Source organism: Pseudomonas sediminis, assembly GCF_002741105.1.
GTDB classification, from domain to species: Bacteria; Pseudomonadota; Gammaproteobacteria; order Pseudomonadales; family Pseudomonadaceae; genus Aquipseudomonas; species Aquipseudomonas sediminis.
Genome location: NZ_NIQU01000007.1, coordinates 294,630 through 321,304, shown reverse-complemented (window position 1 = coordinate 321,304; position 26,675 = coordinate 294,630). Strand labels below are relative to the sequence as shown.

At 61.5% G+C, this 26,675-nt stretch carries 20 protein-coding genes, 2 tRNA genes and 1 pseudogene; all 23 read right to left on the bottom strand.

Annotated elements, in window-relative coordinates; genetic code table 11:
- A pseudogene (locus tag CDO35_RS18065) lies at positions 1–147 on the bottom strand (C4-dicarboxylate ABC transporter); the annotation flags it as partial.
- Positions 148–287: 140 nt separating this feature from the next.
- Complete coding sequence (gene dctP, locus CDO35_RS18060) at positions 288–1,277, bottom strand: C4-dicarboxylate TRAP substrate-binding protein DctP (protein WP_064495042.1); 990 nt, start codon at positions 1,275–1,277, stop codon at positions 288–290.
- 305 nt (positions 1,278–1,582) lie between these two features.
- Positions 1,583–2,968: a sigma-54-dependent transcriptional regulator gene (locus CDO35_RS18055; RefSeq protein WP_099526048.1), complete on the bottom strand. Its 1,386-nt coding sequence runs from the start codon at positions 2,966–2,968 to the stop codon at positions 1,583–1,585.
- A complete protein-coding gene (locus CDO35_RS18050) occupies positions 2,965–4,779 on the bottom strand; it encodes a sensor histidine kinase (protein ID WP_099526047.1) in 1,815 nt (604 codons plus the stop codon). The genes CDO35_RS18055 and CDO35_RS18050 overlap by 4 nt, the downstream gene beginning before the upstream one ends.
- Before the next feature lie 89 nt (positions 4,780–4,868).
- Positions 4,869–5,732, bottom strand: coding sequence for a dTDP-4-dehydrorhamnose reductase (gene rfbD, locus CDO35_RS18045; protein ID WP_099526046.1), 864 nt, complete (start codon positions 5,730–5,732; stop codon positions 4,869–4,871).
- On the bottom strand, positions 5,729–6,277 hold the full coding sequence (gene rfbC, locus CDO35_RS18040) for a dTDP-4-dehydrorhamnose 3,5-epimerase (RefSeq protein WP_099526045.1): 549 nt from the start codon (positions 6,275–6,277) through the stop codon (positions 5,729–5,731). Before rfbC ends, rfbD begins: the two co-directional genes overlap by 4 nt.
- Positions 6,274–7,146: a glucose-1-phosphate thymidylyltransferase RfbA gene (gene rfbA, locus CDO35_RS18035; protein ID WP_099526044.1), complete on the bottom strand. Its 873-nt coding sequence runs from the start codon at positions 7,144–7,146 to the stop codon at positions 6,274–6,276. Before rfbA ends, rfbC begins: the two co-directional genes overlap by 4 nt.
- A gap of 156 nt (positions 7,147–7,302) precedes the next feature.
- Positions 7,303–8,364, bottom strand: coding sequence for a dTDP-glucose 4,6-dehydratase (gene rfbB, locus CDO35_RS18030; protein WP_099526043.1), 1,062 nt, complete (start codon positions 8,362–8,364; stop codon positions 7,303–7,305).
- Positions 8,365–8,497: 133 nt separating this feature from the next.
- Positions 8,498–8,573: transfer RNA gene (locus CDO35_RS18025), tRNA-Thr, on the bottom strand.
- A 294-nt stretch (positions 8,574–8,867) separates the two neighbouring features.
- Entirely contained in the window at positions 8,868–10,082 is a 1,215-nt protein-coding gene (locus CDO35_RS18020; protein ID WP_099526042.1) for a methyltransferase, read from the bottom strand.
- Positions 10,083–10,139: 57 nt separating this feature from the next.
- Entirely contained in the window at positions 10,140–10,829 is a 690-nt protein-coding gene (locus tag CDO35_RS18015; RefSeq protein WP_099526041.1) for an ABC transporter permease, read from the bottom strand.
- Positions 10,826–11,521, bottom strand: coding sequence for an ABC transporter permease (locus tag CDO35_RS18010; RefSeq protein ID WP_099526040.1), 696 nt, complete (start codon positions 11,519–11,521; stop codon positions 10,826–10,828). Before CDO35_RS18010 ends, CDO35_RS18015 begins: the two co-directional genes overlap by 4 nt.
- Positions 11,522–11,575: 54 nt before the next feature.
- Positions 11,576–12,328 carry an ABC transporter substrate-binding protein gene (locus tag CDO35_RS18005; RefSeq protein ID WP_099526039.1) on the bottom strand — a complete coding sequence of 251 codons (753 nt, stop codon included), beginning with the start codon at positions 12,326–12,328 and terminating at the stop codon, positions 11,576–11,578.
- A 15-nt stretch (positions 12,329–12,343) separates the two neighbouring features.
- Positions 12,344–13,117, bottom strand: a complete 774-nt coding sequence (locus CDO35_RS18000) for an ABC transporter ATP-binding protein (RefSeq protein ID WP_099526038.1) — start codon at positions 13,115–13,117, stop codon at positions 12,344–12,346.
- Between the two features lie 250 nt (positions 13,118–13,367).
- Positions 13,368–16,478: a type I restriction endonuclease subunit R gene (locus tag CDO35_RS17995; RefSeq protein WP_099526037.1), complete on the bottom strand. Its 3,111-nt coding sequence runs from the start codon at positions 16,476–16,478 to the stop codon at positions 13,368–13,370.
- A gap of 217 nt (positions 16,479–16,695) precedes the next feature.
- The gene (locus CDO35_RS17990; protein ID WP_099526036.1) at positions 16,696–18,162 is read right to left on the bottom strand and encodes an ATP-binding protein; all 1,467 of its coding nucleotides are present in this window, start codon (positions 18,160–18,162) and stop codon (positions 16,696–16,698) included.
- Positions 18,163–18,238: 76 nt separating this feature from the next.
- Positions 18,239–19,165: a DUF5655 domain-containing protein gene (locus CDO35_RS17985; protein WP_099526035.1), complete on the bottom strand. Its 927-nt coding sequence runs from the start codon at positions 19,163–19,165 to the stop codon at positions 18,239–18,241.
- A complete protein-coding gene (locus tag CDO35_RS17980; protein WP_099526034.1) occupies positions 19,162–20,448 on the bottom strand; it encodes a restriction endonuclease subunit S in 1,287 nt (428 codons plus the stop codon). Before CDO35_RS17980 ends, CDO35_RS17985 begins: the two co-directional genes overlap by 4 nt.
- Positions 20,445–22,280 (bottom strand): type I restriction-modification system subunit M, encoded by a 1,836-nt coding sequence (locus tag CDO35_RS17975; protein WP_099526033.1) that lies wholly within the window; start codon positions 22,278–22,280, stop codon positions 20,445–20,447. Before CDO35_RS17975 ends, CDO35_RS17980 begins: the two co-directional genes overlap by 4 nt.
- A 201-nt stretch (positions 22,281–22,481) precedes the next feature.
- A tRNA-Phe gene (locus CDO35_RS17970) sits at positions 22,482–22,557 on the bottom strand.
- A 188-nt stretch (positions 22,558–22,745) separates the two neighbouring features.
- Positions 22,746–23,018, bottom strand: a complete 273-nt coding sequence (locus tag CDO35_RS17965; protein ID WP_099526032.1) for an oxidative damage protection protein — start codon at positions 23,016–23,018, stop codon at positions 22,746–22,748.
- On the bottom strand, positions 23,015–24,082 hold the full coding sequence (gene mutY / locus CDO35_RS17960) for an A/G-specific adenine glycosylase (protein WP_099526031.1): 1,068 nt from the start codon (positions 24,080–24,082) through the stop codon (positions 23,015–23,017). Before mutY ends, CDO35_RS17965 begins: the two co-directional genes overlap by 4 nt.
- Entirely contained in the window at positions 24,079–26,304 is a 2,226-nt protein-coding gene (locus CDO35_RS17955; RefSeq protein ID WP_099526030.1) for an AsmA family protein, read from the bottom strand. Before CDO35_RS17955 ends, mutY begins: the two co-directional genes overlap by 4 nt.
- Positions 26,305–26,675: the final 371 nt, after the last annotated feature.

Here is a 26,675-nt window from a genome sequence, read left to right as displayed (position 1 = left end):
ACCGCCGAAGGTGTCACCCAGCCAATAGAACAGGGTGTAGAAGTTGTTGAGGATCACGTAGACGAAAGTGATCAGCGTCATGGTCGCCAGGAGGAAAGCGATAAAGCCTTCCTCGAAGTGCTCCCAGCCGCGCCGCAAGGCGTTCATGGTCGGTTCTCCCGAATGGAAAGGGCGTAGGGTGGGACGGTAGCCGGCCCACCGGTTACAGCGTTGATCGACGCCCGTCGCGGGCGTCGTGGTGGGTCAGAGCATCGACGCTCTGCCCACCCTACGGCTCTCCGGCCTTATTACTGGTTGGCAGCTTGCGCGGCCTTGATCAGGTCAGCGCCGATCTCACCTTCGAACTTCTTCCATACCGGCTGCATGGCATCGCGCCATTGGCCACGCTGCTCAGGCGTCAGGGTCAGGATCTCGGTGGTGCCTGCTTCGGCGATGCGCTGCTTGTCGCCTTCGTTGAGGGCGTCAGCCTGCTTGTTCACCTCGACGGTGACCTCGGCGATGATCTTGTCCAGCTCGTCGCGTACGTCAGCCGGCAGACCGTCCCAGAACTTGGTGTTGGTGATCAGCATGTAGTCCAGCAGGCCATGGTTGGACTCGGTGATGTACTTCTGTACTTCGTGCATCTTCTGGCTGTAGATGTTCGAGTACGGGTTCTCGGCACCGTTGACCACGCCAGTCTGCAGGCCTTGGTATACCTCGGCGAAGCTCATCTTGCGCGGGTTGGCGCGCACGGCCTTGAACTGCTCTTCCAGTACGGCGGAAGCCTGTACGCGGAACTTCAGACCACGGGCGTCTTTCGGCTCCAGCAGCGCCTTGTTGGCCGACAGCTGCTTCAGGCCGTTGTGCCAGTAAGCCAGGCCGGTGATGCCCTTGTCGGTCATCGAGGTCAGCAGTTTCTGGCCTTCCGGACCTTTCTGGAAGCGATCAACAGCTGCCATGTCGTCGAACAGGAACGGCAGGTCGAATACCTGCAGCTGCTTGGTGTAATGCTCGAACTTGGCCAGGGACGGGGCGATGAGCTGGACGTCGCCGAGCAGCAGCGCTTCCATTTCCTTGCCGTCGCCGAACAGCGAGGAGTTCGGGTAGACCTCGACCTTGACCTTGCCAGCCAGACGCTCTTCAGCCAGTTGCTTGAACAGCACTGCACCCTGACCTTTCGGGGTGTGCTCGGCAACCACGTGGGAGAACTTGATGACGATCGGGTCGGCAGCGTGAACTACGCCAGCGATGGACAGGGACAGGGCGCAAGCCAGCGCCTTGGCAGTCAGTTTGAACATGCGGATGCTTCCTCTTGTTGTGTTTATCGCATTTGCGCCGGGGCGCAGCTGACGAACGGACAAGAGCAAGTCTAGGCGGCTTGGAGAAAAACGCCGGTGGCATTAGCGAGGCCTGGACTTGTACTTGTGGGTTCGCTTGACGTTAGCCTAGAGCAACCCTTGTGCCAGTCTGCGATATGCCGACCTTGCGTGCCGTGCAGAGGCCCATGGCTGCGGGCTTCTATGCTTCTTTACCGACCCTCTGATCGGCGTATGGGCCCGCCAGCATCAGGTATGGATGGCTGAAAATGGCGGTTTGCCGCCAGTCAGTCGAAGTCCTCTGGCGAGCTTCCGCCAGCTCCGGAGAAATTCAGCCCATGTTTGCGCAGTTTGTCGTGCAGGGTCTTGCGTGGCACGCCCAGCGCTTCGGCCAGGCTGCGCAGCGAGCCGTGCGGGCGGCTCAGCTCGGCAGCGATCAGGGCGCGTTCGAAGGCTTCGACTTGTTCGCTGAGCCCACCGTTGACCGGTGGCAGGTTTGGCGCGTTGCTGTCGAGCGCCAGCTCCAGGCCCAGGGCGAAGCGCTCGGCGGCGTTCTGCAACTCACGCACGTTGCCTGGCCACGGATGACGCAGCAGCAAGGCGCGCTGTCCTGGCTGTAGCTCTCGCGGCGCCAAGGCGTGGCGGGCGGCCGCCCCATCGGCGAAGTGCTGGAACAGCAGCAGGGCGTCCTCGCCGCGCTCGCGCAGCGGTGGGATGGACAGCGGTGCGACGTTGAGGCGGTAGTAGAGGTCGGCGCGGAACCGCCCGGCATCGGCGGCCTGGCGCAGATCTTCCTTGGTCGCGGCGATCACGCGGATATCCAGCGGGATCAGTTGATTACCACCGAGGCGCTCGACCACGCGCTCCTGCAGCAGGCGCAGCAGCTTGACCTGCACATCCATGCTCATGCTCTCGATCTCGTCGAGGAACAGGGTGCCGCCGTTGGCGAACTCGAACTTGCCGATGCGCCGTTTTTGCGCGCCGGTGAAGGCGCCAGCTTCATGGCCGAACAGCTCGCTTTCCACCACCGACTCGGCCAGTGCACCGGCGTTGATGGCGACGAAGGGGCCTTCGCGGCGGTTGGACAGGTCGTGCAGAGCGCGTGCGACTACCTCTTTGCCGGCTCCGGTCTCGCCGAGAATCAGTACGTCGGTGGCGATGCTGGCCAGCGCACCGATCTGTTCGCGCAGACGCTGCATGGCCGGCGATTGGCCAACCAGGCGGCTGGACAGTTGCTGGCGGTCATTGAGCGCCATACGCAGGCTGCGGTTGTCCAGCACCAGGCGGCGCAGCTCCAGCGCACGGCGTACGCTGTCGAGCAGGTCATCGTTGGCGAAAGGTTTTTCCAGGAAGTCGTAGGCGCCGGCGCGCATCGCTTGCACGGCCAGCGGCACGTCACCGTGGCCGGTGATCAGCAGCACGGGCAGCTCGGTATCACGCTCGCGCAATTGCTGCAGCAGTTGCAGGCCATCTATGCCGGGCATGCGAATATCGCTGACCACCACGCCTGGCCAGCCTGCGGGAATGCGCGCGGCCAGGCCCTGCGCATCGCCCAGGCTGATGACCTTGAGCCCGGCCAGGTCGAGCGTCTGGCTGAGTGCCTGGCGCAGATGGGCGTCGTCGTCGATCAGCAGTACCTGAATGCGGCTGTCGATGGCGCTGTCGCTGGTCATGGCGAAGGGTCCTCGGAAGGTTGCAGGTTGACGCCGGGGCTGGCCAGGCGCAGACGCAGGGTGATCAGTGCACCGCCGGCCGGATGATTGGCCAGCAGCAGTTCGCCGTCCAGCGCACGCACCAGACTATCGCAGATGGCCAATCCGAGCCCCAGGCCCTGGGCGCTGGTCTTGGTGGTGAAGAAGGGCTCGCGCGCGCGCGCCAGCGATTCGGGCGAGAAGCCTGGGCCATTGTCACGCAGCAGCAGGTGGAGGTGCTCGGCTTGAAGTTCGATGCTGATCCAGATGCGTCTAGGAGGGGCTTTATCGATCAGCGCATCGAGCGCATTGCCGATCAGATTACCGAGCACCTGGCGCAGGCGCGTCTCGCCGGCCTGGACCCATAGCGTGGCGTCCGGCAGGTCGCGGATCAGCTCTACATCCATCGCCCGGCGGCGTTTGGCCAATAGCGCCAGGGCATCGTCCAGCGCTGGTTGCAGGGCAACCCGCTCCGGCGCGTGGCGGTCGCGGCGGGCAAAGGAGCGCAAATGGGTGATGATCGAGGCCATGCGCTCGGTCAGCTCGCTGATCAGCTTGAGGTTGGCGCGAGCATCGTCGCTGCGCTGATGATCAAGCAGGGTGCTGGCGTTCTCCGCGTAGCTGCGGATCGCCCCGAGCGGCTGGTTGAGTTCGTGGCTGATGCTGGCACTCATGGTACCGAGCGCCGACAGCTTACCGGCCTGGACTAGTTCGTCCTGAGCGCGCACCAGCTCCTGCTGAGCCTGTTCACGCTCGAGCACTTCCTGCTTGAGGCGGCTATTGAGCAGTTCCAGGTCATGCGTTCGTTCTGCGACGCGCTGCTCCAGTTCGGCCTTGGCGCGGGCGTCGAGGGCAATGCGCTCCAGGTAGTGACGGCGCCGCAGGATCAGCAGGCCAAGCAGCAACAGCAGCGCCAGAAGTGCTGCCGCACCCACTGCCACGGCACTACGCACGGGGCGATCGAGCAGGATGCGTGGGGCGAGAATGCTCACCGTCCAGCCGGTTTCCTCCAGGGCACGGCTTTGCGTCAACCAGGCGTTGGGGTCGATATCGAGCAGGGGCGGTGCCTGAGTCGGGTAGGGTTGGTTGGCGGCGATGGCCGACTGCTCGACACGGTCCAGCGGACGGCTGGAGTGGAAGCGCCAGTCCGGGCGCGAGGTAAGAATGACCACGCCGTTGGTGTCGGTCACCAGCAACTGTTCCGGCGTGTTGCCCCACAGGGTCTCGGTGTGGTCGAGGTCGACCTTGACCACCAGCGCGCCGATGTTGTGCTCGTTCTCGCGCACCGGGTAGGCGAAGTAGTAGCCGCGCTTGCCAGACGTTGTACCCAGGCCGAAGAAGCGCCCCAGGCGCCCGGCCAATGCTTCGCGGAAATACGGACGGAAGGCGAAGTTGCCGGCGACGAAGCTGTCAGGTTTGTCCCAGTTGGAGGCGGCCAGGGTGACGCCGCGCGGGTTCATCAGGTAGATCACGTCGGCGCCGGTCTGGCTCTTCACGCGGGCCAGCAGGCGGTTGGCGTTGTCCAGCGCGCCGGGGTCTTCAGGGGCATGCAGGGCGGCGCGCAGGCCTGGCAGATCGCCAAGAATCTGCGGCAGCACTTCGTAGCGGCGCAGCGTGCCGAGCAGGTTGGCCACATACAGATCGAGGGTTTGCCGATTTTGTTCGATCAGCACTTCGCGGTAGTAGCGCTCGGCCAGGAAGTGGACCGGCCACAGCAGTGGCGCAAGCAGCAGCGCCAACAGCACGAGGCTGCGCCAGCGCAGGCGACGGGGAGTGGCAGTGTTCGTGCTCATGGCAAACCGTGCAGAAATGATCGGCGCATTATGCACGTTAAGCGCGCGGCCGGTGATGGGCACTGGCCGCGCGGATGAAACGCAGGGACTCAGTTCATGCGTTGCAGGCAGGCGTCCAGGGCGGTCTGCCAGTCCGGTAGGCGAACCTGCCAATCCTGCTCCAGGCGGTTGCCATCCAGGCGTGAGTTGAGTGGGCGCTGCGCCGGCGTTGGGTACTCGCTGCTGGGGATGGGGCGCAGCCTGGCGCAGGGCTTGCCGGCTGCACGCAGGCGTTCGGCGATGGCACTGGCGAAGCCGAACCAGCTGGTCTCGCCTTGGCAGGTCAGGTGGTAGGTGCCCCAGTGATGACGCCCCTGCTGCCACTTGTCGATCAGCTCTGCGGTAGCGCTGGCGATACTGCCAGCCCAGGTCGGTGCGCCGATCTGGTCGTCGACCACGCTGAGCTCGTCGCGCTCCTGCAGCAGGCGCTGCATGGTCAGCAAGAAGTTGCGCCCGTGCTGCGAGTAGACCCAGCTGGTGCGCAGGATCAGGTGATCGCAGCCGCTGATGCGCAGCGCCTGTTCACCGGCCGCCTTGCTGGCGCCATAGACGCCCAACGGATGTGGCGTATCGGCTTCACGGTAAGGCGTGGTCTTGCTGCCATCGAAGACGTAGTCGGTGGAGTAGTGAATCAGCGGAATGTCCAGTTCGAAGCAGGCATCGGCGATGGCACGCGGCGCATCGGCATTGATGGCGAAAGCCAGCTCGCGCTCCTGCTCGGCCTGGTCGACGGCGGTGTGCGCGGCGGCATTGATCACCAGCGCCGGTCGCTCGCGCAGGATGATGTCGCCCAGGGTTTCCGGACGCGACAGGTCGAATGCCTGCCGGCCGAGACTGATCAGTTCATGCTGGCGCAGGGCCAATTGCAGTTCACGGGCGACCTGGCCGGTGTGGCCGCTGATCAGAATCTTCATGCGAAGGTCTCGGCATCGGTAAGGCTCAGGCCCTGCTGGTCTTTGGCCGAGAGTTGCGGCGTCAGTCCGTCGAGCGGCCAGTCGATGGCCAGTTGTGGGTCGTCCCAGCGAATGCAGCGCTCGTGAGTGGGCGCGTAGTAGTCGGTGGTCTTGTAGAGGAATTCGGCGTATTCGCTGAGTACCAGGAAACCGTGGGCGAAGCCCTCCGGCACCCACAGCTGGCGTTTGTTCTCGGCGGACAAATGCACGCCGACCCACTTGCCGAAATTCGCCGAATTGCGGCGTACGTCGACCGCGACGTCATAGACCTCGCCGGCACTGACGCGCACCAGCTTGCCCTGGGCCTGCTGCAGTTGATAGTGCAGGCCGCGCAGCACCCCGCGCGCGGAACGCGAATGGTTGTCCTGGACGAATTCACGGGTTACGCCAGTGGCTTCGGCAAAGCGCCGTGTGTTGAAGCTCTCGTAGAAGAAGCCGCGCTCGTCACCGAATACCTGGGGTTCGAGAATCAGCACTTCCGGCAGTGCAGTTGCGATCACTTTCACAGCGACTCCTCCGCCAGTTTGTAGAGGTACTGGCCGTAGCCGGTCTTGCCCAGCGCCTTGGCGCACACGAGCAGTTTGTCGCGGTCGATCCAGCCCTGCTGATAGGCGATCTCCTCGAGGCAGGCGACCTTCAGGCCTTGGCGTTTTTCCACTGTTTGTACGTAGTGCGAGGCATCGAGCAGGCTGTCGTGGGTGCCGGTATCGAGCCAGGCGAAGCCGCGGCCGAAGCGCTCCACGCGCAGGTCGCCGCGGGCCAGGTAGGCATTGTTCACGTCGGTGATTTCCAGCTCGCCGCGTGGCGAGGGCTTGACCGCCTTGGCGATCTGCACCACATCGTTGTCGTAGAAATACAGGCCGGTCACGGCAAAGCTGGACTTGGGTTGCGCCGGCTTTTCCTCGATCGACAGCGCATTGCCAGCCGCATCGAATTCGACCACGCCGAAACGTTCGGGATCGCTGACCCAGTAGCCGAATACCGTGGCGCCGCTGTCGTGGCTGGCTGCGCGCAGCAGCTTCTCGGTGAAGTGCTGACCATGGAAGATGTTGTCGCCGAGGATCAGGCACACCGAGTCGTTACCAATGAACGACTCGCCGATCAGGAAGGCCTGCGCCAGGCCATCAGGCGAGGGTTGCTCGGCATACTGCAGTTCGATGCCGAACTGGCTGCCGTCGCCGAGCATCTTGCGGAAGTTGGGCAAGTCTTCTGGGGTGGAGATGATCAGAATCTCGCGAATGCCGGCCAGCATCAGCACCGACAACGGGTAATAGATCATCGGCTTGTCATAGATCGGCATCAGTTGCTTGGAGACGCCGAGGGTGATGGGGTGCAAGCGAGTGCCGGAACCGCCGGCGAGAATGATGCCTTTCATTATTCCTGCTCCTTGGAGCCTGTTTAGGATCTCGCGAGCTAGAGCCATGCAAGGCAAAAACATGCGAGGAAGCGGAGTTTACGAGTTGTAAATGAGCATTCTGAGGCTGTTTTTAACGCAGCAGGGCCGACGCGCAGCAGATCATCAATAGGCTCCTTAGAGTGCGCCGAGTCGCTGACCTTGATAGCTACCATCCTGCACGCGGCGGCACCAGTCGAGGTTGTCCAGGTACCACTGCACCGTCTTGCGTAGACCGGTTTCGAAGGTTTCCTGCGGTATCCAGCCCAGTTCGCGCTCGATCTTGCCCGCGTCGATGGCGTAGCGCTGGTCATGGCCCGGGCGATCCTGCACGTAGGTGATCAGGTCTTCATAGTGCGTGATACCAGCCGGCTTCTGTGGCGCCAACTCTTCCAGCAAAGCGCAGATGGCGCGCACCACATCGAGGTTCTTCTGCTCATTGTGGCCGCCGATGTTGTAGGTCTCTCCGACCTTGCCCTCGCTGACCACCTTGAGCAGCGCTCGCGCGTGATCTTCCACGTACAGCCAGTCGCGGACCTGCTGGCCGTTGCCATACACCGGCAGCGGTTTGCCCGCCAAGGCGTTGAGGATCATCAGCGGGATCAGCTTTTCAGGGAAATGATAGGGGCCGTAGTTGTTCGAGCAGTTGGTGAGCAGCACCGGCAGACCATAGGTGCGTTGCCAGGCGCGCACCAGATGGTCGGACGCCGCCTTGCTCGCCGAATAAGGCGAGCTGGGTGCGTAAGGGGTGGTTTCGGTGAAGAGATCGTCGACACCGTGTAGGTCGCCGTACACCTCGTCGGTGGATATGTGATGGAAACGAAAGGCCGCCTTGCGCTCAGCGCTCAGGCCAAGCCAGTAGGCGCGGGTGCTTTCCAGCAGGCTATAGGTACCGACGATATTGGTCTGGATGAACGCGGCCGGGCCATCGATGGAACGGTCGACGTGGGACTCGGCGGCCAGGTGCATGATGGCGTCCGGCTGGAACTCGGCCAGTATCGCCGCAACGCATTCGCTGTCGCCAATGTCGCCTTGGACGAAGCGGTAGCGCGGGTTGTCATCAACGGGGGTGAGCGACTCCAGGTTGCCGGCGTAGGTCAGTTTGTCGAGGTTAAGTACCTCGTGTTCGGTGTTCTGAATCAGATGACGAATCAGAGCTGAACCGATGAAGCCGGCGCCGCCGGTAACAAGAATGCGCATCTGCTCATAACCTCGCTATGTAACCTTTCGCCATACCCACGAGCCGAGTGCGGTAAGTGCAATGAACAAGCGACGGATGTGGGCAGGAGCAAAAACAAAAAAGGCCTGCATGAAAGCAGGCCTTGATATTAGATGGTGCCGGCACCAGGAGTCGAACCCGGGACCTACTGATTACAAGTCAGTTGCTCTACCAGCTGAGCTATACCGGCACTGAAGGGCCGCCATTATATCCATTCATCGGCCTGAGTAAAGCCACCTTCGAGCCAGGTTTTTCCGGGCTCGGCTATCAGCAGCTTTTGGCTTATGCACAAAGAGAAGGCGCGCGCGACGGTCGCGCACCGGCTCTGTGCGTTCGATCACTATTTTTCGCAAGTTATTGTTTTTGTTAGGGCTTCGAAGACTGTTCGAAAAATGATCAGATGTCTGCGAGGCAATTACCAAGTGGCTTTGCAGCATTTGCCCAGAAAGGATCAACAGAGTTATCCACAGCTTCTGTGTGCAAGTCAGGCGCGCTCGGCCAGTAGCAGCAGATTGCGCGGGCTAAGTTGGTAATCGCAGAAGGTGCCTAGCTTCACGTGGTAGCCCTGTTCCTGCAGATACAGTGCGCGGTCGAGCAGTAGCCAGAGTTCAAGTGGTCGGCGGAACAGATTGCGCAGCAACTCCAGGTTGCGCACTTCGGCCAGGCGTTGCCAGCCGCGAGCTTCCAATGCCGGCCAGTCCTGCTCACCGGGCAACGGCACGTCGCGCAGCTTGGCGAGGTCATGACAGAAGTTGGCGAAAGGTTTGCTGAACCAGTCGCTAGACAGCGATGGTGTTGGCAGATATTCATCGATGCCACGTAGCTGGCGTTGCAGCAGGTCGAAAGCCAGGCGCCAGGCCATCGACTGATTGCGTTGTCTGCGCACGCGAGCACCGGCGGTGACGGTTTCGCTCAGTGGCAGGCCGAGGTCGTCACGTGATAGCTGCAGGCTTGAGCCCTGCGCCGCTGCTGACAGCGGTTGGTACTGCTGGCCGGCGATACGGTTGTAGCAGCAGGGCGCGACCGCCAATTGGGTGCAGCCGTTGCGACTAGCCAGTTGCAGCAGGCGTACGTGCAGGTCGCCGCAGGCGTGCAGCGCCACTGGCGTGTGCTCTTTGCGCAGGTGCTCGCTGCAATCATCGGCCAGCACATCCTGCTGTAGATGGGCGGCAGCCAATCCCAGGCGCTTGCTCAGTGCGCTACCGGAGTCAATCAGTGCCGGATCGTACTCCAGGCAGGTCAGGTGCTGGTCACCCTGAGTCAGCCAGCGACCGAGGTGGCCTTTGCCGGAACACCAGTCGAGCCAGTGCGCGGGGCGCTGGCGAAACTGCAGGTGACTGGCGAAGGCCTGGATCTGCGCCAGCTTTCTGCCGGGTACATCGACGCTGAAGGTATGCGCACGCGGGGGACTGTCCTGGCTTGGGATCTCGCCCAGCTGGCTAAGCGCTTGCGCTCGGTGGGCCAGCTCAGGAAAGGGCGCTGGTGCAGAGAGGGCGAAGGGGCTGTTGTCCCTGGCCTCGGCCTGTTCCAGGGAGCGGCTGCGTAGCCAGGCGGCGAGCTCTGGCAGCTCGCTTTCCCATGGCAGTTGCAGGTAATGAAACGGCCGAGGGCGCCAGAGCGCCTGATGCTGCAGAAGAAAACTGTCCAGGGCCTGGAAGCGAGCGAGCAGATCGCCTGAGGTAAGAATGGGCTCGGACATGGTGCGTATGCGTCTGGTTGAGCCGGGCGGCCCGCATCAAGGGGGCTGCCCGGTAGCTTAGCGACCCTGGCAGGCGTCGACGCGTAGCCAGCGTTCGAGCAGGCGGAAGGCCTGTACCAGCACGAAGGTTATCGCCAGGTAGAACATCGCAGCGGCGAAGAAGATCTCCACTGGCAAATAGGTGCGAGCGATGATGGTCCGGGCCATACCGGTCAGTTCCAGCAGTGTCACCGTGCTGGCCAGGGCGCTGGCCTTGAGCATCAGGATCACTTCGTTGCTGTACGCCGGCAAGCCGATGCGAGCCGCGCGTGGCAGGATGATGTAAAGCATCGCCTGCGGTCGTGACATGCCCAGCGCCCGTGCCGCTTCGATCTCGCCGGGTGGCACGGCCTGAATGGCGCCGCGCAGGATCTCGGCAATATAGGCGGCGGTGTGCAGCGTCATGGTCAATACGGCGCACCAGTACGGGTCGCGCAGGTAGGGCCACAGTGGGCCCTGGCGGACGGCATCGAACTGGGCCAGGCCGTAATAGATCAGGAACAGCTGCACCAGCAGCGGTGTGCCGCGGAAGAAGAAAATGTAGCCATAGGGCAGGGCGCGCACATACCAGTGCTTGGATGCGCGGGCGATGCCCATCGGCAGTGCGAGGATGAGTCCGGCGACGACAGCGATGGCCACCAGTTCGAGGGTCAGCATCGCGCCTTCGGACAGGCGTGGCAGCCATTTGATAATAACTTCCCAATTCATGAGGCGCTCCGGACGAAGCCGCGGCTGGCGCGCTTTTCAAGGAAGTGCATGCCGATCATGGCGAGAACGGTCAGGCCCAGATAGATGAAGGCGGCGACCATGTAGAAGGTGAAAGGCTCTTTGCTGGCGGTCACGGCGATCTGCGACCGGCGCATGATCTCTTCCAGGCCAATTACCGACACCAGTGCGGTGTCCTTCATCAGAATCATGAACAGGTTACCCAGGCCGGGCAGGGCGATGCGCCACATCTGCGGCAGGATCAGCTTCCAGAGAATGCGACCCTTGGACATACCGAGCGCCTGGCCGGCTTCGCGGTGGCCCTTGGGGATGGCAAGGATGGCGCCGCGGAACACTTCGGTGGCATAGGCACCGAAGCACAGGCCGAGGGCGATGGTGCCCGCAGCGAAGGCGGAGAGCTCCAGGCTCTCGACACCAAGCAGATCGGCCAGGCTGCGCATCAGACCGACCGTGCCGAAATAGATCAGCAGTACCCAGAGCAGTTCGGGGATACCCCGCACCAGGGTGGAATAGCTGCCGCCGAGCCACTGCAGCGGCTTGTACGGCGAAGTCTTGGCCAGCGCGCCGAGCAGGCCAAGCACAAGACCCACAGCCAGCGCGGACAGCGCCAGTTTGATGGTCATCAGGGTGCCGGCGGCCAGGGCGGGGCCGAATCCGTGGAGGTCAAAAATCATCGGAGGGCTCGGGCAACTGCGCCGCCCAATGGGCGGCGCGGTGCCTTCAGGTCATCAGTAGATGCTGAACGGGAAGTACTTGTCGTTGATCTGCTTGTAGGTGCCGTCTTCGACGATGGCTTGCAGAGCGGCGTTCAGCTTCTCGCGCAGCGGGTCGCCCTTGCGTACGGCGATACCGATCTTGTCGTTGTCGAATACAGGGTCGCCCTTGAATTCGAACTCTTTGCCGGCGTCGCTCTTGAGCCATTCCCAGTTGACGAAGGTGTCGGCCAGAACGCCGTCGAGGCGACCGGAGGCCAGGTCGAGGTAGGCGTTTTCCTGAGTGTCATACAGCTTGATGTCGACCACCTTGCCCATGTTGTCTTCCAGCCAGGTGCCGGCGATGGTGGCGCGCTGGGCGCCGATTACCTTGCCTTTGAGGCTGGCGGCATCGGTCTTGAAGTCAGCCGACTTCGGTGCGATGAACTGCAGTTTGTTGGTGTAGTAGGGCTCGGTGAAGTCGACCGCGGCCTGACGCTCTTCGGTGATCGACATCGAGGCGATCAGGAAATCGAACTTCTTGGCGTTCAGAGCCGGGATGATGCCATCCCAGTCGGAGGTGACCACTTCGCACTCTGCCTGCATCTTGGCGCACAGTGCCTGGCCGATTTCGATATCGAAACCAGTGACCTTACCGCTAGCGTCGATCAGGTTGAAGGGCGGGTAGGCGCCTTCGGTGCCGAGTTTCAGTTTGTCAGCTGCGACAGCGCTGGTGCCGAAAGCCAGAGTAGCGGCTGCGGCCAGCAGGATCTTCTTATAGTTCTGCATGCATGTTGCTCCGTGTTAGCGATTGCTGGACATGAATTGTTTACAGCGTGCCGAGTTCGGGTTGTCGAACACCTGGGCGGGTGGCCCCTGTTCCTCGACCAGGCCCTGGTGGAGGAACACCACCTCACTGGAAACCTGGCGAGCGAAACTCATCTCATGGGTCACCAGCAGCATGGTGCGGCCCTCATCGGCAAGCGCGCGAATCACATTAAGCACTTCTTGTACCATCTCCGGGTCGAGGGCAGAAGTTGGCTCATCGAACAGGATTACCTTCGGCTGCATGGCCAGGGTGCGAGCGATGGCCGCGCGCTGCTGCTGGCCGCCGGAAAGCTGGTTGGGATAAACATGGCGTTTGTCGGCGATGCCGACCTTGGCCAGCAGCGCCTCAGCGATCTCGATGGCCTCGGCCTTGCTCTGGCCGAGCACGCGGCGCGGCGCCTCGATGATGTTGTCGAGCACGCTCATGTGCGGCCACAGATTGAAGTTCTGGAAGACGAAGCCGATCTCGCTGCGCAGGCGGTTGATCTGCTTGTTGTCGGCAGCAACCAGATCGCCATTCTTCGCGGCCTTGAGCTTGAGCTCCTCGCCGGCGACGAAAATCTGACCCTGATGCGGGTTTTCCAGCAGATTGATGCAGCGCAGGAAGGTGGATTTGCCGGAACCGGAGGAGCCGAGAATCGAGATGACGTCGCCGTCTTTGGCCGTCAGGGAAATACCCTTGAGCACTTCGAGATCGCCGTAGCGTTTGTGCAGGTTGCGGATTTCCAGCGCGGGCGTCGCCTCGGCCATGGGGTGGGGTCCTCTTCTTCTTCGAATGCGCTCCGGCGTACGGCGGGCCGTCCTGGCTGGCGGCCAAGCTAGCATAGCGTTTCCGTGACCGCCAAGCCGTTTGCTGGGCGATAGAGGGTCGCTGGGTCGCAGGTGTCGCCTGGTTACAGTTGCTTGTCGCGCAGGCGAAATAATGGCACGAGAAAATTGCCGGGGGTAGAAAGCGAAAGGCCCCGCGAATGGCTGAGGCAATCGTTAGTTGCTGTGCACATTAGCTTTGCTGGCTAGATTGCCCGCGCAACGCTTCATACAGCCGCGCCGGCCCCAGCAAGAGATTGATCACCTCGCGCTGGATCTGCTCTGAATTCAGTGCCTGCAAACTCAAATTGCTCTGCGCCGAATGGCTGTCGATCAGAGCATCGATAAACACCCGCGTCAGGTCGGGCGAGCTGGCGAACTGTTCCTTGGTGTTGTTCGCCGCCTGCTGCGCCAGTACTTCGGATTCCAGCAACTTCTCGCGTTGGCTGTTGAGCCAGGACAGCTTGTCGCCGTCGGTGGTGTCTGCGCCGAACAGCTCGTTGACCTTCTCGACGATCTGGCTGAGATAGAGCTTTTCCTTCTCCTGCACCTGGCCGCTGCCGGTGGCGCTCATCGGTTGCAGTTTCGGGTATTTGCCGTTTACCAGCGGCAGGTCACGTGTGCCTTTATCCTTGAGCTTGTAGCGCACCAGTTCCAGGCGCGACAGATCCACGCCTTCGCGCTCGCGGCCGAACTCGATCAGTGGCAGCAGATGTTTGAAGAACAGCTGGCGCTTCTCGATATCGGTATTGCCGTAGTCGAAAATCTGCGAGAGGAAGGCATAAAGGCGCTGGAAGCTGCCCATGTCGCGCTTGAACAGCACCAGTGCATCCATTTCATCCTTGGCCTCTTTGATTGTCTGGCCATCGCCGTTCGCTTCGGCAGCGCGCAACTCTTCCTGAGCGATGCGATAGCGCACCAGCAGACGGTTTGCTACTGGCTCCAATGCTGCGCTCAGCTCGCTCTGGCGGGCTGCCGGATTGAGCAATACCGCTACCACCCGCTCGACCTCGAACTGGTCGTAGTGCCCGGCGCTGTCCAGCTTGGTGCGCAGGTCGAAGACCAGATTTGGGTCAGTCACGTTCTCCAGCTCTGCGGTGCTGTAGTAAGCCTTGAAGGCCGTGAGAATCTCGTCCGGCTCGTTGACGAAGTCCAGCACGTAGGTGGTGTCTTTCTTCGGATGGGCACGGTTTAGCCGCGATAGCGTTTGCACCGCCTGGATACCGCCCAGCTTTTTGTCCACATACATGCCGCAGAGCAGTGGCTGGTCGAAGCCGGTCTGGAATTTATTGGCGACCAGCAGGATTTGGTACTCATCGCCGCTGAACGCTTCGCGGATATCGCGGCCACGCAGGTGCGGGTTCAGCGCCTGGTTGGTTTCAGTGAAAGGATCGGGGCCGGACTCGGGATCATTCACTTCGCCGGAGAACGCCACCAGGGTGCCGATCGGGTAGCCCTGGTGCTTTACATACTGGTCGATTGCCAGTTGCCAGCGCACCGCCTCCTGACGGCTGGAAACCACCACCATGGCTTTGGCCTTGCCTTCCAGCAGCGGCTGCACGTTTTCGCGGAAGTGCTCGATGACCACCTGCACTTTCTGCGCGATGTTGTAGGGGTGCAGCTTCACCCAGCGCATGATGCCTTTCAGTGCCTGGCTGCGCTCCACCTCGGCGTCGCTCAGCTCTTCACCGTTGTGCGCCAGCTTGAAGGCGGTCTTGTACGCCGTGTAGTTCTGCAGCACGTCGAGGATAAAGCCTTCCTCGATAGCCTGGCGCATGGAGTACACATGAAACGGCGCCGGCAGGTTGCTGCTCGATGCCGCCAGCTCAGGGTTCGGCCGCCGGCCGAACAGCTCAAGGGTTTTGGCCTTGGGTGTGGCGGTAAAGGCTACGTAGGTGATGCCGCTCTCGGTAGAACGTGCGCTCATCTGCGCCGCCAGGATGTCCTCGGTACTCGCTTCGCCGCCATCGGCCAGCTCTTGCAGCTCCTCGATGGACAGCACCTGCTTGAGCTTGGATGCGGCTTCGCCGGTCTGCGACGAGTGCGCCTCATCGGCGATTACCGCGAAGCGCTTGCCTTCGGTGGCAGCTAACTCTTGCACTGCCTTCAGGGCAAAGGGGAAGGTCTGGATGGTGCACACCACGATCTTCTTGCCGCCGGCCAGCGCCTTGGCCAGCTCACCGCTCTTGCTCGCCGACTCACCAGTGATGGTCGCCACCACCCCAGTGGTGCGCTCGAAGCTGAAAATCGCCTCCTGCAGTTGTGCGTCCAGAACGGTGCGATCAGACACCACCAGCACCGACTGGAACAGCTTGTGCTGCTCGGCGTCATGCAGGTCTGCGAGAAAGTGCGCTGCCCAGGCAATCGAGTTGGTCTTGCCGGAGCCGGCCGAGTGCTGAATCAGGAACTTGCCGCCCGGCCCTTCCTCCAGCACTTTGGCCACCAGTTTGCGGGTGGCATCGAGCTGGTGATAGCGCGGGAAGATGATCGACTTGAGCTGCTTCTTTTTGTCCTTCTGCGCCACCAGGTAGCGGGCGATGATCTCCAGCCAGCTGTCGCGTTGCCACACCTGTTGCCAGAGGTAGGCCGTGGCATGGCCATCTGGGTTGAGCGGGTTACCTGCACCGCCGTCGTTACCCAGGTTGAACGGCAAGAAGCGCGTTGCCGCGCCGTCCAGGCGAGTGGTCATCTGCACTTCGCGGTTGCTCACGGCGAAGTGCACCAGCGCACCTGCTGGGAAGCTCAGCAACGGCTCTGCTCGGCCCTTGGGCTTTGGCTCGCGGTCGAAGCGATATTGATCCACTGCATCCTGCACCGACTGAGTGAAATCGGTTTTCAGCTCGCAGGTCGCGACCGGGATGCCGTTAAGGAACAGCACCAGATCGATGGAGTTCTCGCAGGCCAGCGAGTAGCGCACCTGGCGCACCGCGCGCAGGCGATTGGCCGCGTACCTGGCGGTCAACTCCGGGTTCATGTTCAGTGCCGGCTTGAACTGCGCCAGTTGCAGCGGCTGACGCAGCCCCAGCAACTCGATGCCCTGGCGCAACACGTCGAGAGTGCCGCGCTCGTCGAGGGATTTACGCAAGCGATCGAGCAGCACCGCCTCGGCTGCCGCGCCATGGTTCTTGCTCAGCGCCTCCCAGGCCTTGGGCTGGGTGTGCTTGACCCAGTCCAGCAGGTCGGCAGGGAATAGCGCCCGCGCACGGTCATAGGCCTGCGCGTCGCCTGCGGAATGTAGCCAGCCACTAGCGGCCAGCTGTTCGCAGATCTCGTTCTCGAAGGACACTTCCTTATGCAGGCTCATGCTGTACTTATCCTTTGCCTAGGTCTGATTGGCCGCGAGGCTGAAGGGAGGATGCTTGCCTTCCTGACTTCAGTCGGGGGCCGGTGGGCTCCGATTGAGCCCATCCATCAAATAACCATCAAATAAATCACCGGCCTGTAGCGCCCGTATTTGCTGGGCTCTGCTACCCGCCGGGGCGAGAAAGCGTTAATTCGTCAATTAACGATCAAATAAACCCTCATGCCCACCAGGGTAGGTAGCGAGCGTTGCGATTACCTTGATCGGGGTCGTAAGGCTTGATCTGTTGAGCCTCCAGCGCATCCCTGATGATTCGTGAGGCAATGGCGCTGTTATGGGCCTCAATGCCGAAGCGCTCGCGCAGGCTGGCGTTGGTCATGGGGTCTTGTTCAACGCAGCGCAGGCAAGCGTGCATGTAGCAGGCGTGTACGCGGTCGTTGCGATCCATATCCTTGAGCGCGCGGTGCGCGAACAGCATCACGCGGGTCGCATGATCCTCGGTTTCAAAACGCGGAGCCGGCAATTGGTAGAGCTCCGTCTCGAAGACCACCTTGTCCACGCCGCTGCCACGCTCTTCACAGATGCCCACCAAGCGCATGAACGATGCCAGTGATTCGTTGCGCGAGCGGGGAGGACTGTCGAGAAAGCGCGCCGTGCTGACCAATGGCACACCTGGGTTGGTGATTTCCATGCGGTCAGCGAACACCTCCACGGTTGGCCCCATCCCGGTGATCGAGAAGTCCTGATGGATCAGCGCGTTGGCCACCAGCTCGCGTACCGCCAGGTCGGGGTACATGGGCACGTCCTTGCGGATGGCTTTGCCGACTACCTCGTTGCGCGGCAGCAGGGCGCTGATGTAGTCGATCAGGCCCAGAAACCCCGAGGCATAGCCCTTGTGGCCCTCCTGCTCGCGCAGGGTTTTCAGACGGCCTTTGCCCTCATAAACGATCACCCGCACAGCCTTGCGCGAGAGGCTTTTGAAGCGATGAAGGTCCTTGGCGAACAGGATGGCGCCCAGGTTGGTAATGTCCCAACTGCCTGCCTGGTTACGCACCAGCATGGCCTCATCGCTCAGGCGCGCCAGGATGCCGACTTGATCGGTGGGCAGCGGTAAATTGCGCAGATCGAAATACGCCGGGTAGTCGAGCAGCGCCAGTACTTCATTGGCGCTCAGCTGGGTTGCCGCCAACTGGGCCTCGAAGGGCGTCAGGTCGAAGATGCGCCACAGCGAGCGCTCCTGATCCGGGAAATCCTTGAGTGGCTTCTTGTAGGAGCCGATGCGAATGAATTCGCGACCCTCGAACTGGGTCGGCCGACCCGAGGCGCGGGGAATTTCAAGAATGACTACGGGCTTGTCATCGACCATCAGGCGATGGAAGCGAAAGTGCAGGCGTGGGCTCAGTGAGCGCAGCAACCAGCTTTCCAGCTCTTCGTTGCCCTTGCGGGCGGCGTGCGGGTTGAACTGGGTGCCGACCACCTCATGGCCGTTATTGCTGATGCCCCAGAGCAGGTAGGCGTTGCTCTTGCCGTCCAGGGCGGCGGCGTTGGACAGGGCCGACAGATACTCGCCAATTTCGGCGGGATCGCTATTGTTCTCCTTGAACTCCACCCAGGTCGTTTCCGCCGGGAGCTTGCACAGCTCGCGCACCAGGCCGACCAGATAGCTTTCATCGCGATCCAGGGTCATTCAGCCTCCAGGCGGTTGTTGGTGTTCATCGACGCTATCCATTACCCATGTGCCGGTGCGCACAGTGCAGCCTATCCTAGTTTTCCTGATAGCTACGCTCGATCAGGTGCTTGGCGCGCTCCAGGTCGGCCGGTGTGCGCAGGCTCAACTCCAGGTCGCCCGTGCCCCAGTGGCCGATGGTACGTACGTCGCGGCTGAAGTCCTCGACCAGCTCGACCGAGTCCGGATTGAGCTTGAGGTACAGCTGCAGGCGTTTGGATTGCACCACGATGCTGGCGAAGTTCTTTAACCGCCGGAAGGCCAAATAGAGCTTGAGAGGCTTTTCCTGCACATCGTCGCCGAGCGAATGCAGGTAGCTGCTGGTCTGCTCGAACAGCGCGGCGATCTCCGCCGGAGCCAGCGCCAGTTGTTCCTGCCAGGTCTTGTCTTTGCTCGCTGCTGCCGGCTTGCCCACTTCGGCCTCGGCCGTTGGGGCGGTGATCAGGGTGCTGGCCGCGCTGACCGAGTTGACCAGCTCCAGCAGCAACAAGTCATCGCCAAACAGCTTGTAGCGGATCAGCTCGATATTGCGCTGGATCAGCTGCACGGCGTGCTGGTCGTAGCGAGTGAAGTCGGCGGCGATGCACAGCAGTCGGGTGCCGGCCCATTCGATCTGCTCGGCGGCCTGCTTGCCGAGCTTTTCCATCACCAGCCAGCGGAACTCGGCCTGATGGTCGAGCAACCAATCTAGGTAGAACAGGCCCTGGTTGATCACGTTCTCGTTGCTATGGCGCTTGTACTCGATGATGACCGGGCAGCCGTTCTCGTCCAGGCCCAGGGAGTCTATACGGCCCTTATGGGTCTTGCCGGTGGCGTATTCACTGGCGAGAAAGCGCACGCCGAGAAAACACTCCATCTGCGCCTCGATCAGGCTTTGCAGCTGCTTTTCCACCGCCACGGCGCGGCCGGGTAGTTCGCAGGCGGAGCCATTAGCGCCTAGGCGAAATAGCTGGATATCGCTCATGCGGCTTGCTCCTGTTCATCCTTGACTGGCCCGCGTACATCGATCTGGCCGGTAACGGCGGCGGAGATTAGGGCGGTGCGGCGTTCTTTGAGTAGGGAAATAGCTTTTTCTGTTTCCTGAAGCAAATTTTGGAAGGACTTCAGCTCTGTTGCGAGATATCGAGCAATGTCCCGTTGCTCGGCAAGTGGAGGGATGAGCACTGGCGTGCGTCGCAGCATATCCAAGGTTATTTCCTTGAATGTCGCTCCCTTGGCCATTGAGTCAAAGTAGACCTGCAGGCCCGTGGAGTTAATTAGGTTAAGCAAGTAGTCCCGCTCGACACATTCTCCCGGTGAAATCTTGGCCGTACCTTGAGTCAAATTTGCCCCATCCAGTTCTTCTGGCAGGGGGAGGCACTTACCTACACTTGCGCGAATCGCAATTACCAGATCACCAAAGAAAACCTTTGAGCGTGAGTACGACTGGTCTATTTCTCTTGATGTCCTTGAATAGCCCTCCAGGGGTAATGATTCACCAGACATATCGCTCGTTTTGATGTAGGGAATGCCACCTTCAACATGAGGTCCCGCTTGGACAATGCCATAGGTGATGCTCGTGCCGTCTCGGGCTACGTACTTTAGTTGCGAAACTTCCCAGTGCGCCGGCACCTCGCCCAGCCATTCAACTCCGGAGTCCTTCATCGGCGCCGTCGGATCGAGCCCCTTGGTCACTGCATGGGAAATCACCGCCTGACGCTTTTCCTTCAGCAGTGCGATCAGCTTTTCCTTCTCGGCCATCAGGCCTTCGATCTTGGCAGTTTCGTGACTCAGGAACGCAGCGATTGCGTTCTGCTCGCTTAGCGGAGGAACTGGTATGCGGAGATTGGAGACGATTTCAACCGAGAGTCCAGGTTGGGCCGCAGACACAGAGTATTGGTTAAGGTCCATCGCCCGCATCAGCTCTCCGAGCCACACCGTACTTATAGATCGAACCGGTGTTGCAACTACTGCATGTTCAGATGCCCAAAACTGTCCCTTGGCGTAATTGATATTTCCGCAGAGCGCGCCTTGTCGGCCAATTAATGCGTAGTGCCCTTCATGGGTAAAGGAGTCGGTATACCCCCTCAAGCCATTGCCACCAAAAACAGGATATTGACCTTCGGTATCAATGCTTTCAGCAGTTATTGACTCGCCACTATGTAGATATGCCACCCGTTTTAAAGCGGAAATATCCCAATGCCCCGGCACCTTCTCCAACCACTCCACTCCAGAGTCTTTGTACTCGGGATAACGCGGAAAACTCATGCCGACAGCCTCCCGATCATCGCCAGAATGCGGTCGGTCACGCCTTTCAGTTCGGCATCGATCTCGGCCAGCGGCCGTGGTGGTTCGAATACATAGAAATGCCGGTTAAACGGAATCTCGTAGCCGACCTTGGTTTTGTCGTGGTCGATCCAGGCGTCCGGGGCGTGGGGCAGCACTTCGCGTTTGAAGTAGGCCTGCACGTCTTCGCCGAGCGGCACGTTTTCCGTGTCGCGCAGGCTGCTGTCAGGCTGTGGTTTGCCCTTCTGTTTGCCCTTCTGGCCGATAACGATGGCGCCGTGCTCATCGCGTAGCGGGCGTTCGACGGTGATGGTCTGGTAGCCGAAGGCCTGGTTGGGCAGCAGGCGTGACAGTGGGGCGAGTTTGACCTTGCCGCCAGCCGGTATGCTGGGCTCGGCCTCGCCGTCACGCAGAATCTGCCGGGCGACTTCCTTGCCGTCGGCATCCAGCACGGTGGCGAGGCGCGCCTCGACGCACTGGCCGAACAGCTGGGTGATTTCTTCGATGGCGCTGTCGGGCATTTCCTTGCGCTTGGAACCGAGGCTCTTGCGCATCTTCTGCCAGAAGCTCGATGCATCGATCAACTGCACCAGGCCCTTGCGCTGGGCCGGCTTGCGGTTGGTCAGCACCCATATATAGGTGCTGATGCCGGTGTTGTAGAACATATCGGTGGGCAGGCCGATGATCGCCTCGACCAGATCGTTCTCCAGCACATAGCGGCGGATCTCGCTTTCGCCGGAGCCGGCACCGCCGGTAAACAGCGGCGAGCCGTTGAGCACGATGGCAAAGCGGCTGCCGCCCTCGTTGGCGGGGCGCATCTTGGCGATCAGGTGCATCAGAAACAGCAGTGAGCCGTCGGAAACGCGCGGCAGGCCGGGGCCGAAACGGCCGTTGAAGCCTTGCTGCTCGTGCTCCTGGCGGATGACCTTCTCGACCTTCTTCCACTCCACGCCAAACGGCGGGTTGGACAGCATGTAATCGAAGCGCTTGCCGGCATGGCCATCGTCGCTAAGGGTGTTGCCGGCTTTGATATTGGCCACTTCCTGGCCCTTGATCAGCATGTCCGCCTTGCAGATGGCGTAGGACTCGTCGTTGAGCTCCTGGCCATGCAGATTGAGGCGCGCTTGGGGATTGTGCTCGACCAGGTACTCTTCGGCGATCGACAGCATGCCGCCGGTACCCGCTGTTGGGTCATACAGGTTGCGCACCACGCCAGGGTTGGTCAGCACCTCGTCGTCTTCGATGAAGATCAGGTTGACCATCAGGCGGATCACTTCACGCGGGGTGAAGTGCTCCCCGGCGGTTTCGTTGGAGATTTCCGCGAACTTGCGAATCAGCTCCTCGAACACCAGGCCCATCTGCATGTTGTCCACGGCTTCTGGGTGCAGGTCGATCTGGGCGAAGCGTTCGGCCACCTGGTAGAGCAGCCCGCATTTGTGCAGGCGGTCGATCTGCGTCAGGAAGTCGAAGCGCTCGAAGATATCGCGCACCGGCAGGGAGAAGCCCTGGATATAGCTATAGAGGTTCTCGCGGATATGGTCGGGGTCGCCCATCAGCGTGGCCATGTCCAGCGGCGAGATGTTGTAGAAGCTCTGCCCAGCCTTGCGCAGCAGGAAGGGCTCTGGGTTGGCCACCAACTTCATCTTCTCGGTCTGTTCGGCCAGCACCGCTGCCTTGGTCTTCTCCAGCACGCAGTCCAGGCGGCGCAGCACGGTGAAGGGCAGGATTACCTTGCCGTATTCGGACTGGCGGTAATCACCGCGCAGCAGGTCGGCAACCGACCAGATAAAGGCGGGCAGGGCTTGTTGGTTCATGGGGCTTGATCCTTGTGTACAGCTTCCTGGCAAAACGAGAACGTGTTGCTGGGGACGAATCTACGGGATTATGCCGAGGGGAAGAGGTGCTGGCGACAGCGGAGTGGAGGCTGACGGTGTGGAAGGGAGGAAATGCAGGCAATAAAAAACCGGCTCAGAGGCCGGTTCTTTTCAAGCGATTTGCATCGCTTGTTAAATCAGTGGTGCCCAGGGACGGAATCGAACCGCCGACACGGGGATTTTCAATCCCCTGCTCTACCAACTGAGCTACCTGGGCCAACGGGGCGCTATTAGACGGATTTGAAGGATCAGTGTCAAGCGCAGGTTTGAAAAATATTTAATTATTTCGGGCGCTTAGGTTCGTGAGGGGTAGGGTGCGCCGTGCGCACCGCTATCGAGAGCCCGGCGGCCGGTGTGCAGAGTTACCAGTCCTTGTCGCGGCTAAAGCCCCTCCCGCAGGTGTCGTCACTCGCTCGGCGGTACATAGCCTTCGGCCTGGGCGTATTCCTCGCCTGAGAGGAACTTGTCCATCTCGGTCTGCAGGAACTTGCGGTCCTCGGCGTTCATCATGTTCAGGCGACGCTCGTTGATCAGCATGGTCTGGTGCTTCTGCCACTCGTCCCAAGCTTGCTTGGAAACGTTGGTGAAGATGTCTTCGCCTTTGGGGCCAGGGTAGGGCGCGCGATCCAGGCCGGGCAGTTCCTGTTTGTATTTGCGGCACTGTACGGTGCGGGTCATGTCGGTTCTCCAGCGGTAATGGCTTGCGCCGCGCGTTTCAGCAGCTTCTTCACCGGGGCGGCGAGGCCCAGGCGCGGCGGGGTGGCGAGGTTATACCAGAGCCAGTCGGCCTCGGCCACGCGGCCCGGCTGTTCGGTTGCCTCGACCAGCCAGGGTTCGATGGCCAGTTGGAAGTGGCTGAAAGTGTGGGTCAGGCCTTCCAGTTCGCGGCGTTCGCCGAGTGTGAGCTGTTGCTGCTGGCCGAGCTCGTCGAGCTGAGACAGGTCATCCAGCTCCGGTAGGCTCCAGAGTCCGCCCCACAGGCCTGTCGATGGGCGGCGATAGAGCAGGATGTCACCAGCAGCGTTGACCAGCAGCGGCATCAGGGTGCGTTTCTGTGGCAGTGTCTTGCGCGGCTTGGACACCGGGTAGCGGATTTCCAGGCCGAGCAGATGGGCCTGACAGCCGCTGCGCACCGGGCACAGCAGGCAGGTGGGTTTGCTGCGGGTGCAGAGGGTGGCGCCGAGGTCCATCATCGCCTGGGTGTAGTGGTTGACCCGTTCGTGCGGGGTAAAGCGCTCGGCTACGTCCCACAGTTGTTTGGCTACTTTGGGCTCGTCTGGGTAGCCTTCTTGTGCCACGTAGCGCGCCAGCACGCGTTTGACGTTGCCGTCGAGGATGGGCGCGCGTACGCCCATGCTCAGGCTGGCGATGGCGCCGGCGGTGGAGCGGCCGATGCCGGGCAGTTCGCTGAGCGCCTCGACGCTGCGCGGGAACTCGCCACCGTGCTCACGCATGACTATCTGCGCGGTCTTCTGCAGGTTGCGCGCGCGGGTGTAGTAACCCAGGCCGGTCCACAGGTGCAGCACTTCGTCTTCCGGCGCTTCGGCCAGGTCTTTCACGGTCGGCAAGGCGGCCATGAAGCGGTCGAAGTAGCCGAGCACGGTGCTGACCTGGGTCTGTTGCAGCATGATCTCCGAGACCCATACGCGGTAGGGCGTGATGTTCTGCTGCCAGGGCAGATCCTTGCGCCCGTGCTGGTCGTACCAGGCCAGTACGGCGCCGTTGAATTGCTCGGGGCTCATCGGTTGAACAGGCCCTTGAGTGCGTCTTTCAGTTCCGGGCTGACCTTGTCGCCGAGCTTCTCTTCCAGCTTCTCGGTCAGCTTGTTGCCGGCCAGGCGTGCGGCGATCTTGCCGAGGCCGTCCTGATCCAGGCGGCAGGCCTTGGCGCCGAGCTCCAGCGGGCCACGGCAGCGCAGCGGCCATTCGATGCCGACGTAGCGCTCGTTGACCTGGCAGGCCGGGTCCGGCATTTCGCGCTGGTCGCCTTCCAGGGTGATGCCAACCTTGTAGTCGAGGCCGAGCACGCGCAGGTCGAGATCACCGTTGCCGCTGACTGCCAGGCCCGGCACCTGGGCCTTGAGGTCCGGGTTATGGGCGACGCCATCGCGCACGCTGAGGCTGCCCTTGAGTTCGCGGAAGGGGGTGTCCTTGCCGGTCGGCGGGTTGCTCAGTGTCTTGCGGTTGAGGATGGCGATGCCACGGCATAGCTGCTGTTCGAGGTTGGCGTCGACCAGCACGCCGTCGTTGAGGACGAAGCTGGCGTTGCCATTGAGCGCTTCGATCCAGGCCTTCTGGCTGTTGCCGCGCGTGTTGAACTTGGCGTCGAGGTCGAGCAGACCCTTGATCGGCGAGGGTTGATCATCCTTCTTCAGTAATGGCTCCAGCGGCATGCGACTGAGGCGTTGTTCCAGGCTGAGCATAGGCTCGGCCTGGCGCACGTCGATACGGCCGTTGCCGACGAAGCTGCCACCCTGCAGTTTGCCACGCGCCTCTTCCACCGTGATCAGGCCGCCACGACCGTTTGCCTTGAGATTGACGTCGCTGAGCTGATGCTTGTCGTAGGTGAGCTGGGCGAGGCTGAGCGCCAGTTGCATGTCGAGCTTGCGCAGCTGATCCACCGGCAGCACTTTCTCGTCGCTCCAGGCCTGCTGGGTGGGTTTTTTGGGTAGTGGGGTAGAGCCATCCTTGCCGGCGTCGGCGATGCTGTCCTTGACTTCGGCCTTGCGTGCAGCAGCGGCGCTGTCCAGGGTTTTGGGTGGCAGGTAGCGGTTCAGGTCGAGCTTGTCGCCCTTGAGGTCGACGCGCAGCGCCTGTTTGCTGACATCGGCCACGCCGAGCTGGCCAGTGAAGGTGCTGCCGTCGAGCTTGAGGTTGAGCTCTTCGAACATCATGCCCTGGCTCGAGCCGTTCAGGCGGCTGACCAGTTCGAACTGGCTGAGGCTATCGCTGGCCTGCATGGCGGGCAGTTCAACGCCGACACCTTCGAGGAACTCGCGCAGGTTGAGCGAGGCAATGGATAGCCCGCCGGAGATCTTGGCGTCCTTGTCCAGCTCGCGTGCTTTGATTTCGCCGAGGGCGCGCAATTGGTTGGCCGATAGCTTCAGGCCGTTCCATTCGGCGATATTGGCTGCCTGGTCGAGCAGCAACTGGCCCTGGGCGGAGAAGTTGAGGGTCTTGCCTTTGAGCGGTTCCCCCGAGGCTTCGCCGGCCAGCTTGAGGTCCTCGAATTGATAGCGCTTGAGTGCGCGATCAAAGCGCAGTTGGCCTTCAACCTCGCTGCGTGCGCGCAGTACTGGCTGGTTGGTGCCGAAGAAGGCGCTGAGCTTGACCGGGATGCTGGCGCCTTCGCGGATGGCGCCGGTTTTCAGCTCGATATTCTCGACGGTGAATTGCTGGCCCTTTTGAGCATCGCTGTAGTCGACGCGCGAGTTGCTCAGGGTCAGGCTGTCGATGTCCAGCTTGAGCGGTTGGCCGGCCGGTTTGTCGCTCGGCTGGGTAGGCGGCGTAGTTTCGCTCGGCGCCGGCTCGCTGGGCGTTTGCTGTGGCGCACTGGCCTGAGCGGGGCGGCCGACACCTTCCCAGTTGCCATGGCCTTTGTCGTCACGCTGCAGATTGAGGTTGAGGCCATCGACGCGGATGTCGCTCATCTGCACTTCCTTGCGCAGCAGTGGCATCACGCGCACTGACAGGCCGATCATGCGCAGGTCAGCGAAGGGCTTGTCCGGGGTGTCGGCGCTGGCCAGAGTGGCGTCGGTCAGTTCCAGGCCCAGCCAGGGGAACAGGCTCCAGCCGATGTCGCCCCTGAGCTGCAGGTCGAGATTGGCCTTGTCGTGGGCGATCTGGCGGATTTCGTCCTTGTAGTCGTTAGGGTCGAACAGATGGGTCAGGGCGAATAGCAGCGCCACTACGATCAGCAGCAAGCCGAGAAAGAAAAGGCCCAGGATCTTGCCTAGCGCTTTCATGGACGGGTCCTTGGTTTTGAGAGCTGGAATGGCGGTGTGCAGACGACTGCCGATTATAGCGTCATGCTGCTATGCCCAGGCGCCTGCTTGAGGCGTTGAATGGGGATCGGCTCGAGCTTGGATCGGAATAGGTTCGAGCGGTTCCCCGAAGCTGCGGCCTGCAACGGACCAGTGTGTGTATCGACGCCATCTATCATGCAATAGATGAGGCCTTTTGGGTTTTTGCGAAAAAAACAATAAATCTGCATGTTTTGATAAAAATTGACTTCTTGCGCGGCGATTTGTCGCGCCCTGGTGCTACTCTCCGCAAGCTTTTGCCTCGTCGAGCTGACGCTATTGCCCTTGCTTGCTCGTAACCATAAGAAGAGACC

Bases quoted from the DNA above. Each gene is read 5' to 3' on its own strand.
- dctP (WP_064495042.1), bottom strand. From the start codon at position 1,277: ATGTTCAAACTGACTGCCAAGGCGCTGGCTTGCGCCCTGTCCCTGTCC.
- CDO35_RS18055 (WP_099526048.1), bottom strand. From the start codon at position 2,968: ATGACCAGCGACAGCGCCATCGACAGCCGCATTCAGGTACTGCTGATC.
- CDO35_RS18050 (WP_099526047.1), bottom strand. From the start codon at position 4,779: ATGAGCACGAACACTGCCACTCCCCGTCGCCTGCGCTGGCGCAGCCTC.
- rfbD (WP_099526046.1), bottom strand. From the start codon at position 5,732: ATGAAGATTCTGATCAGCGGCCACACCGGCCAGGTCGCCCGTGAACTG.
- rfbA (WP_099526044.1), bottom strand. From the start codon at position 7,146: ATGAAAGGCATCATTCTCGCCGGCGGTTCCGGCACTCGCTTGCACCCC.
- rfbB (WP_099526043.1), bottom strand. From the start codon at position 8,364: ATGCGCATTCTTGTTACCGGCGGCGCCGGCTTCATCGGTTCAGCTCTG.
- CDO35_RS18020 (WP_099526042.1), bottom strand. From the start codon at position 10,082: ATGTCCGAGCCCATTCTTACCTCAGGCGATCTGCTCGCTCGCTTCCAG.
- CDO35_RS18015 (WP_099526041.1), bottom strand. From the start codon at position 10,829: ATGAATTGGGAAGTTATTATCAAATGGCTGCCACGCCTGTCCGAAGGC.
- CDO35_RS18010 (WP_099526040.1), bottom strand. From the start codon at position 11,521: ATGATTTTTGACCTCCACGGATTCGGCCCCGCCCTGGCCGCCGGCACC.
- CDO35_RS18005 (WP_099526039.1), bottom strand. From the start codon at position 12,328: ATGCAGAACTATAAGAAGATCCTGCTGGCCGCAGCCGCTACTCTGGCT.
- CDO35_RS18000 (WP_099526038.1), bottom strand. From the start codon at position 13,117: ATGGCCGAGGCGACGCCCGCGCTGGAAATCCGCAACCTGCACAAACGC.
- CDO35_RS17995 (WP_099526037.1), bottom strand. From the start codon at position 16,478: ATGAGCCTGCATAAGGAAGTGTCCTTCGAGAACGAGATCTGCGAACAG.
- CDO35_RS17990 (WP_099526036.1), bottom strand. From the start codon at position 18,162: ATGACCCTGGATCGCGATGAAAGCTATCTGGTCGGCCTGGTGCGCGAG.
- CDO35_RS17985 (WP_099526035.1), bottom strand. From the start codon at position 19,165: ATGAGCGATATCCAGCTATTTCGCCTAGGCGCTAATGGCTCCGCCTGC.
- CDO35_RS17980 (WP_099526034.1), bottom strand. From the start codon at position 20,448: ATGAGTTTTCCGCGTTATCCCGAGTACAAAGACTCTGGAGTGGAGTGG.
- CDO35_RS17975 (WP_099526033.1), bottom strand. From the start codon at position 22,280: ATGAACCAACAAGCCCTGCCCGCCTTTATCTGGTCGGTTGCCGACCTG.
- CDO35_RS17965 (WP_099526032.1), bottom strand. From the start codon at position 23,018: ATGACCCGCACCGTACAGTGCCGCAAATACAAACAGGAACTGCCCGGC.
- mutY (WP_099526031.1), bottom strand. From the start codon at position 24,082: ATGAGCCCCGAGCAATTCAACGGCGCCGTACTGGCCTGGTACGACCAG.
- CDO35_RS17955 (WP_099526030.1), bottom strand. From the start codon at position 26,304: ATGAAAGCGCTAGGCAAGATCCTGGGCCTTTTCTTTCTCGGCTTGCTG.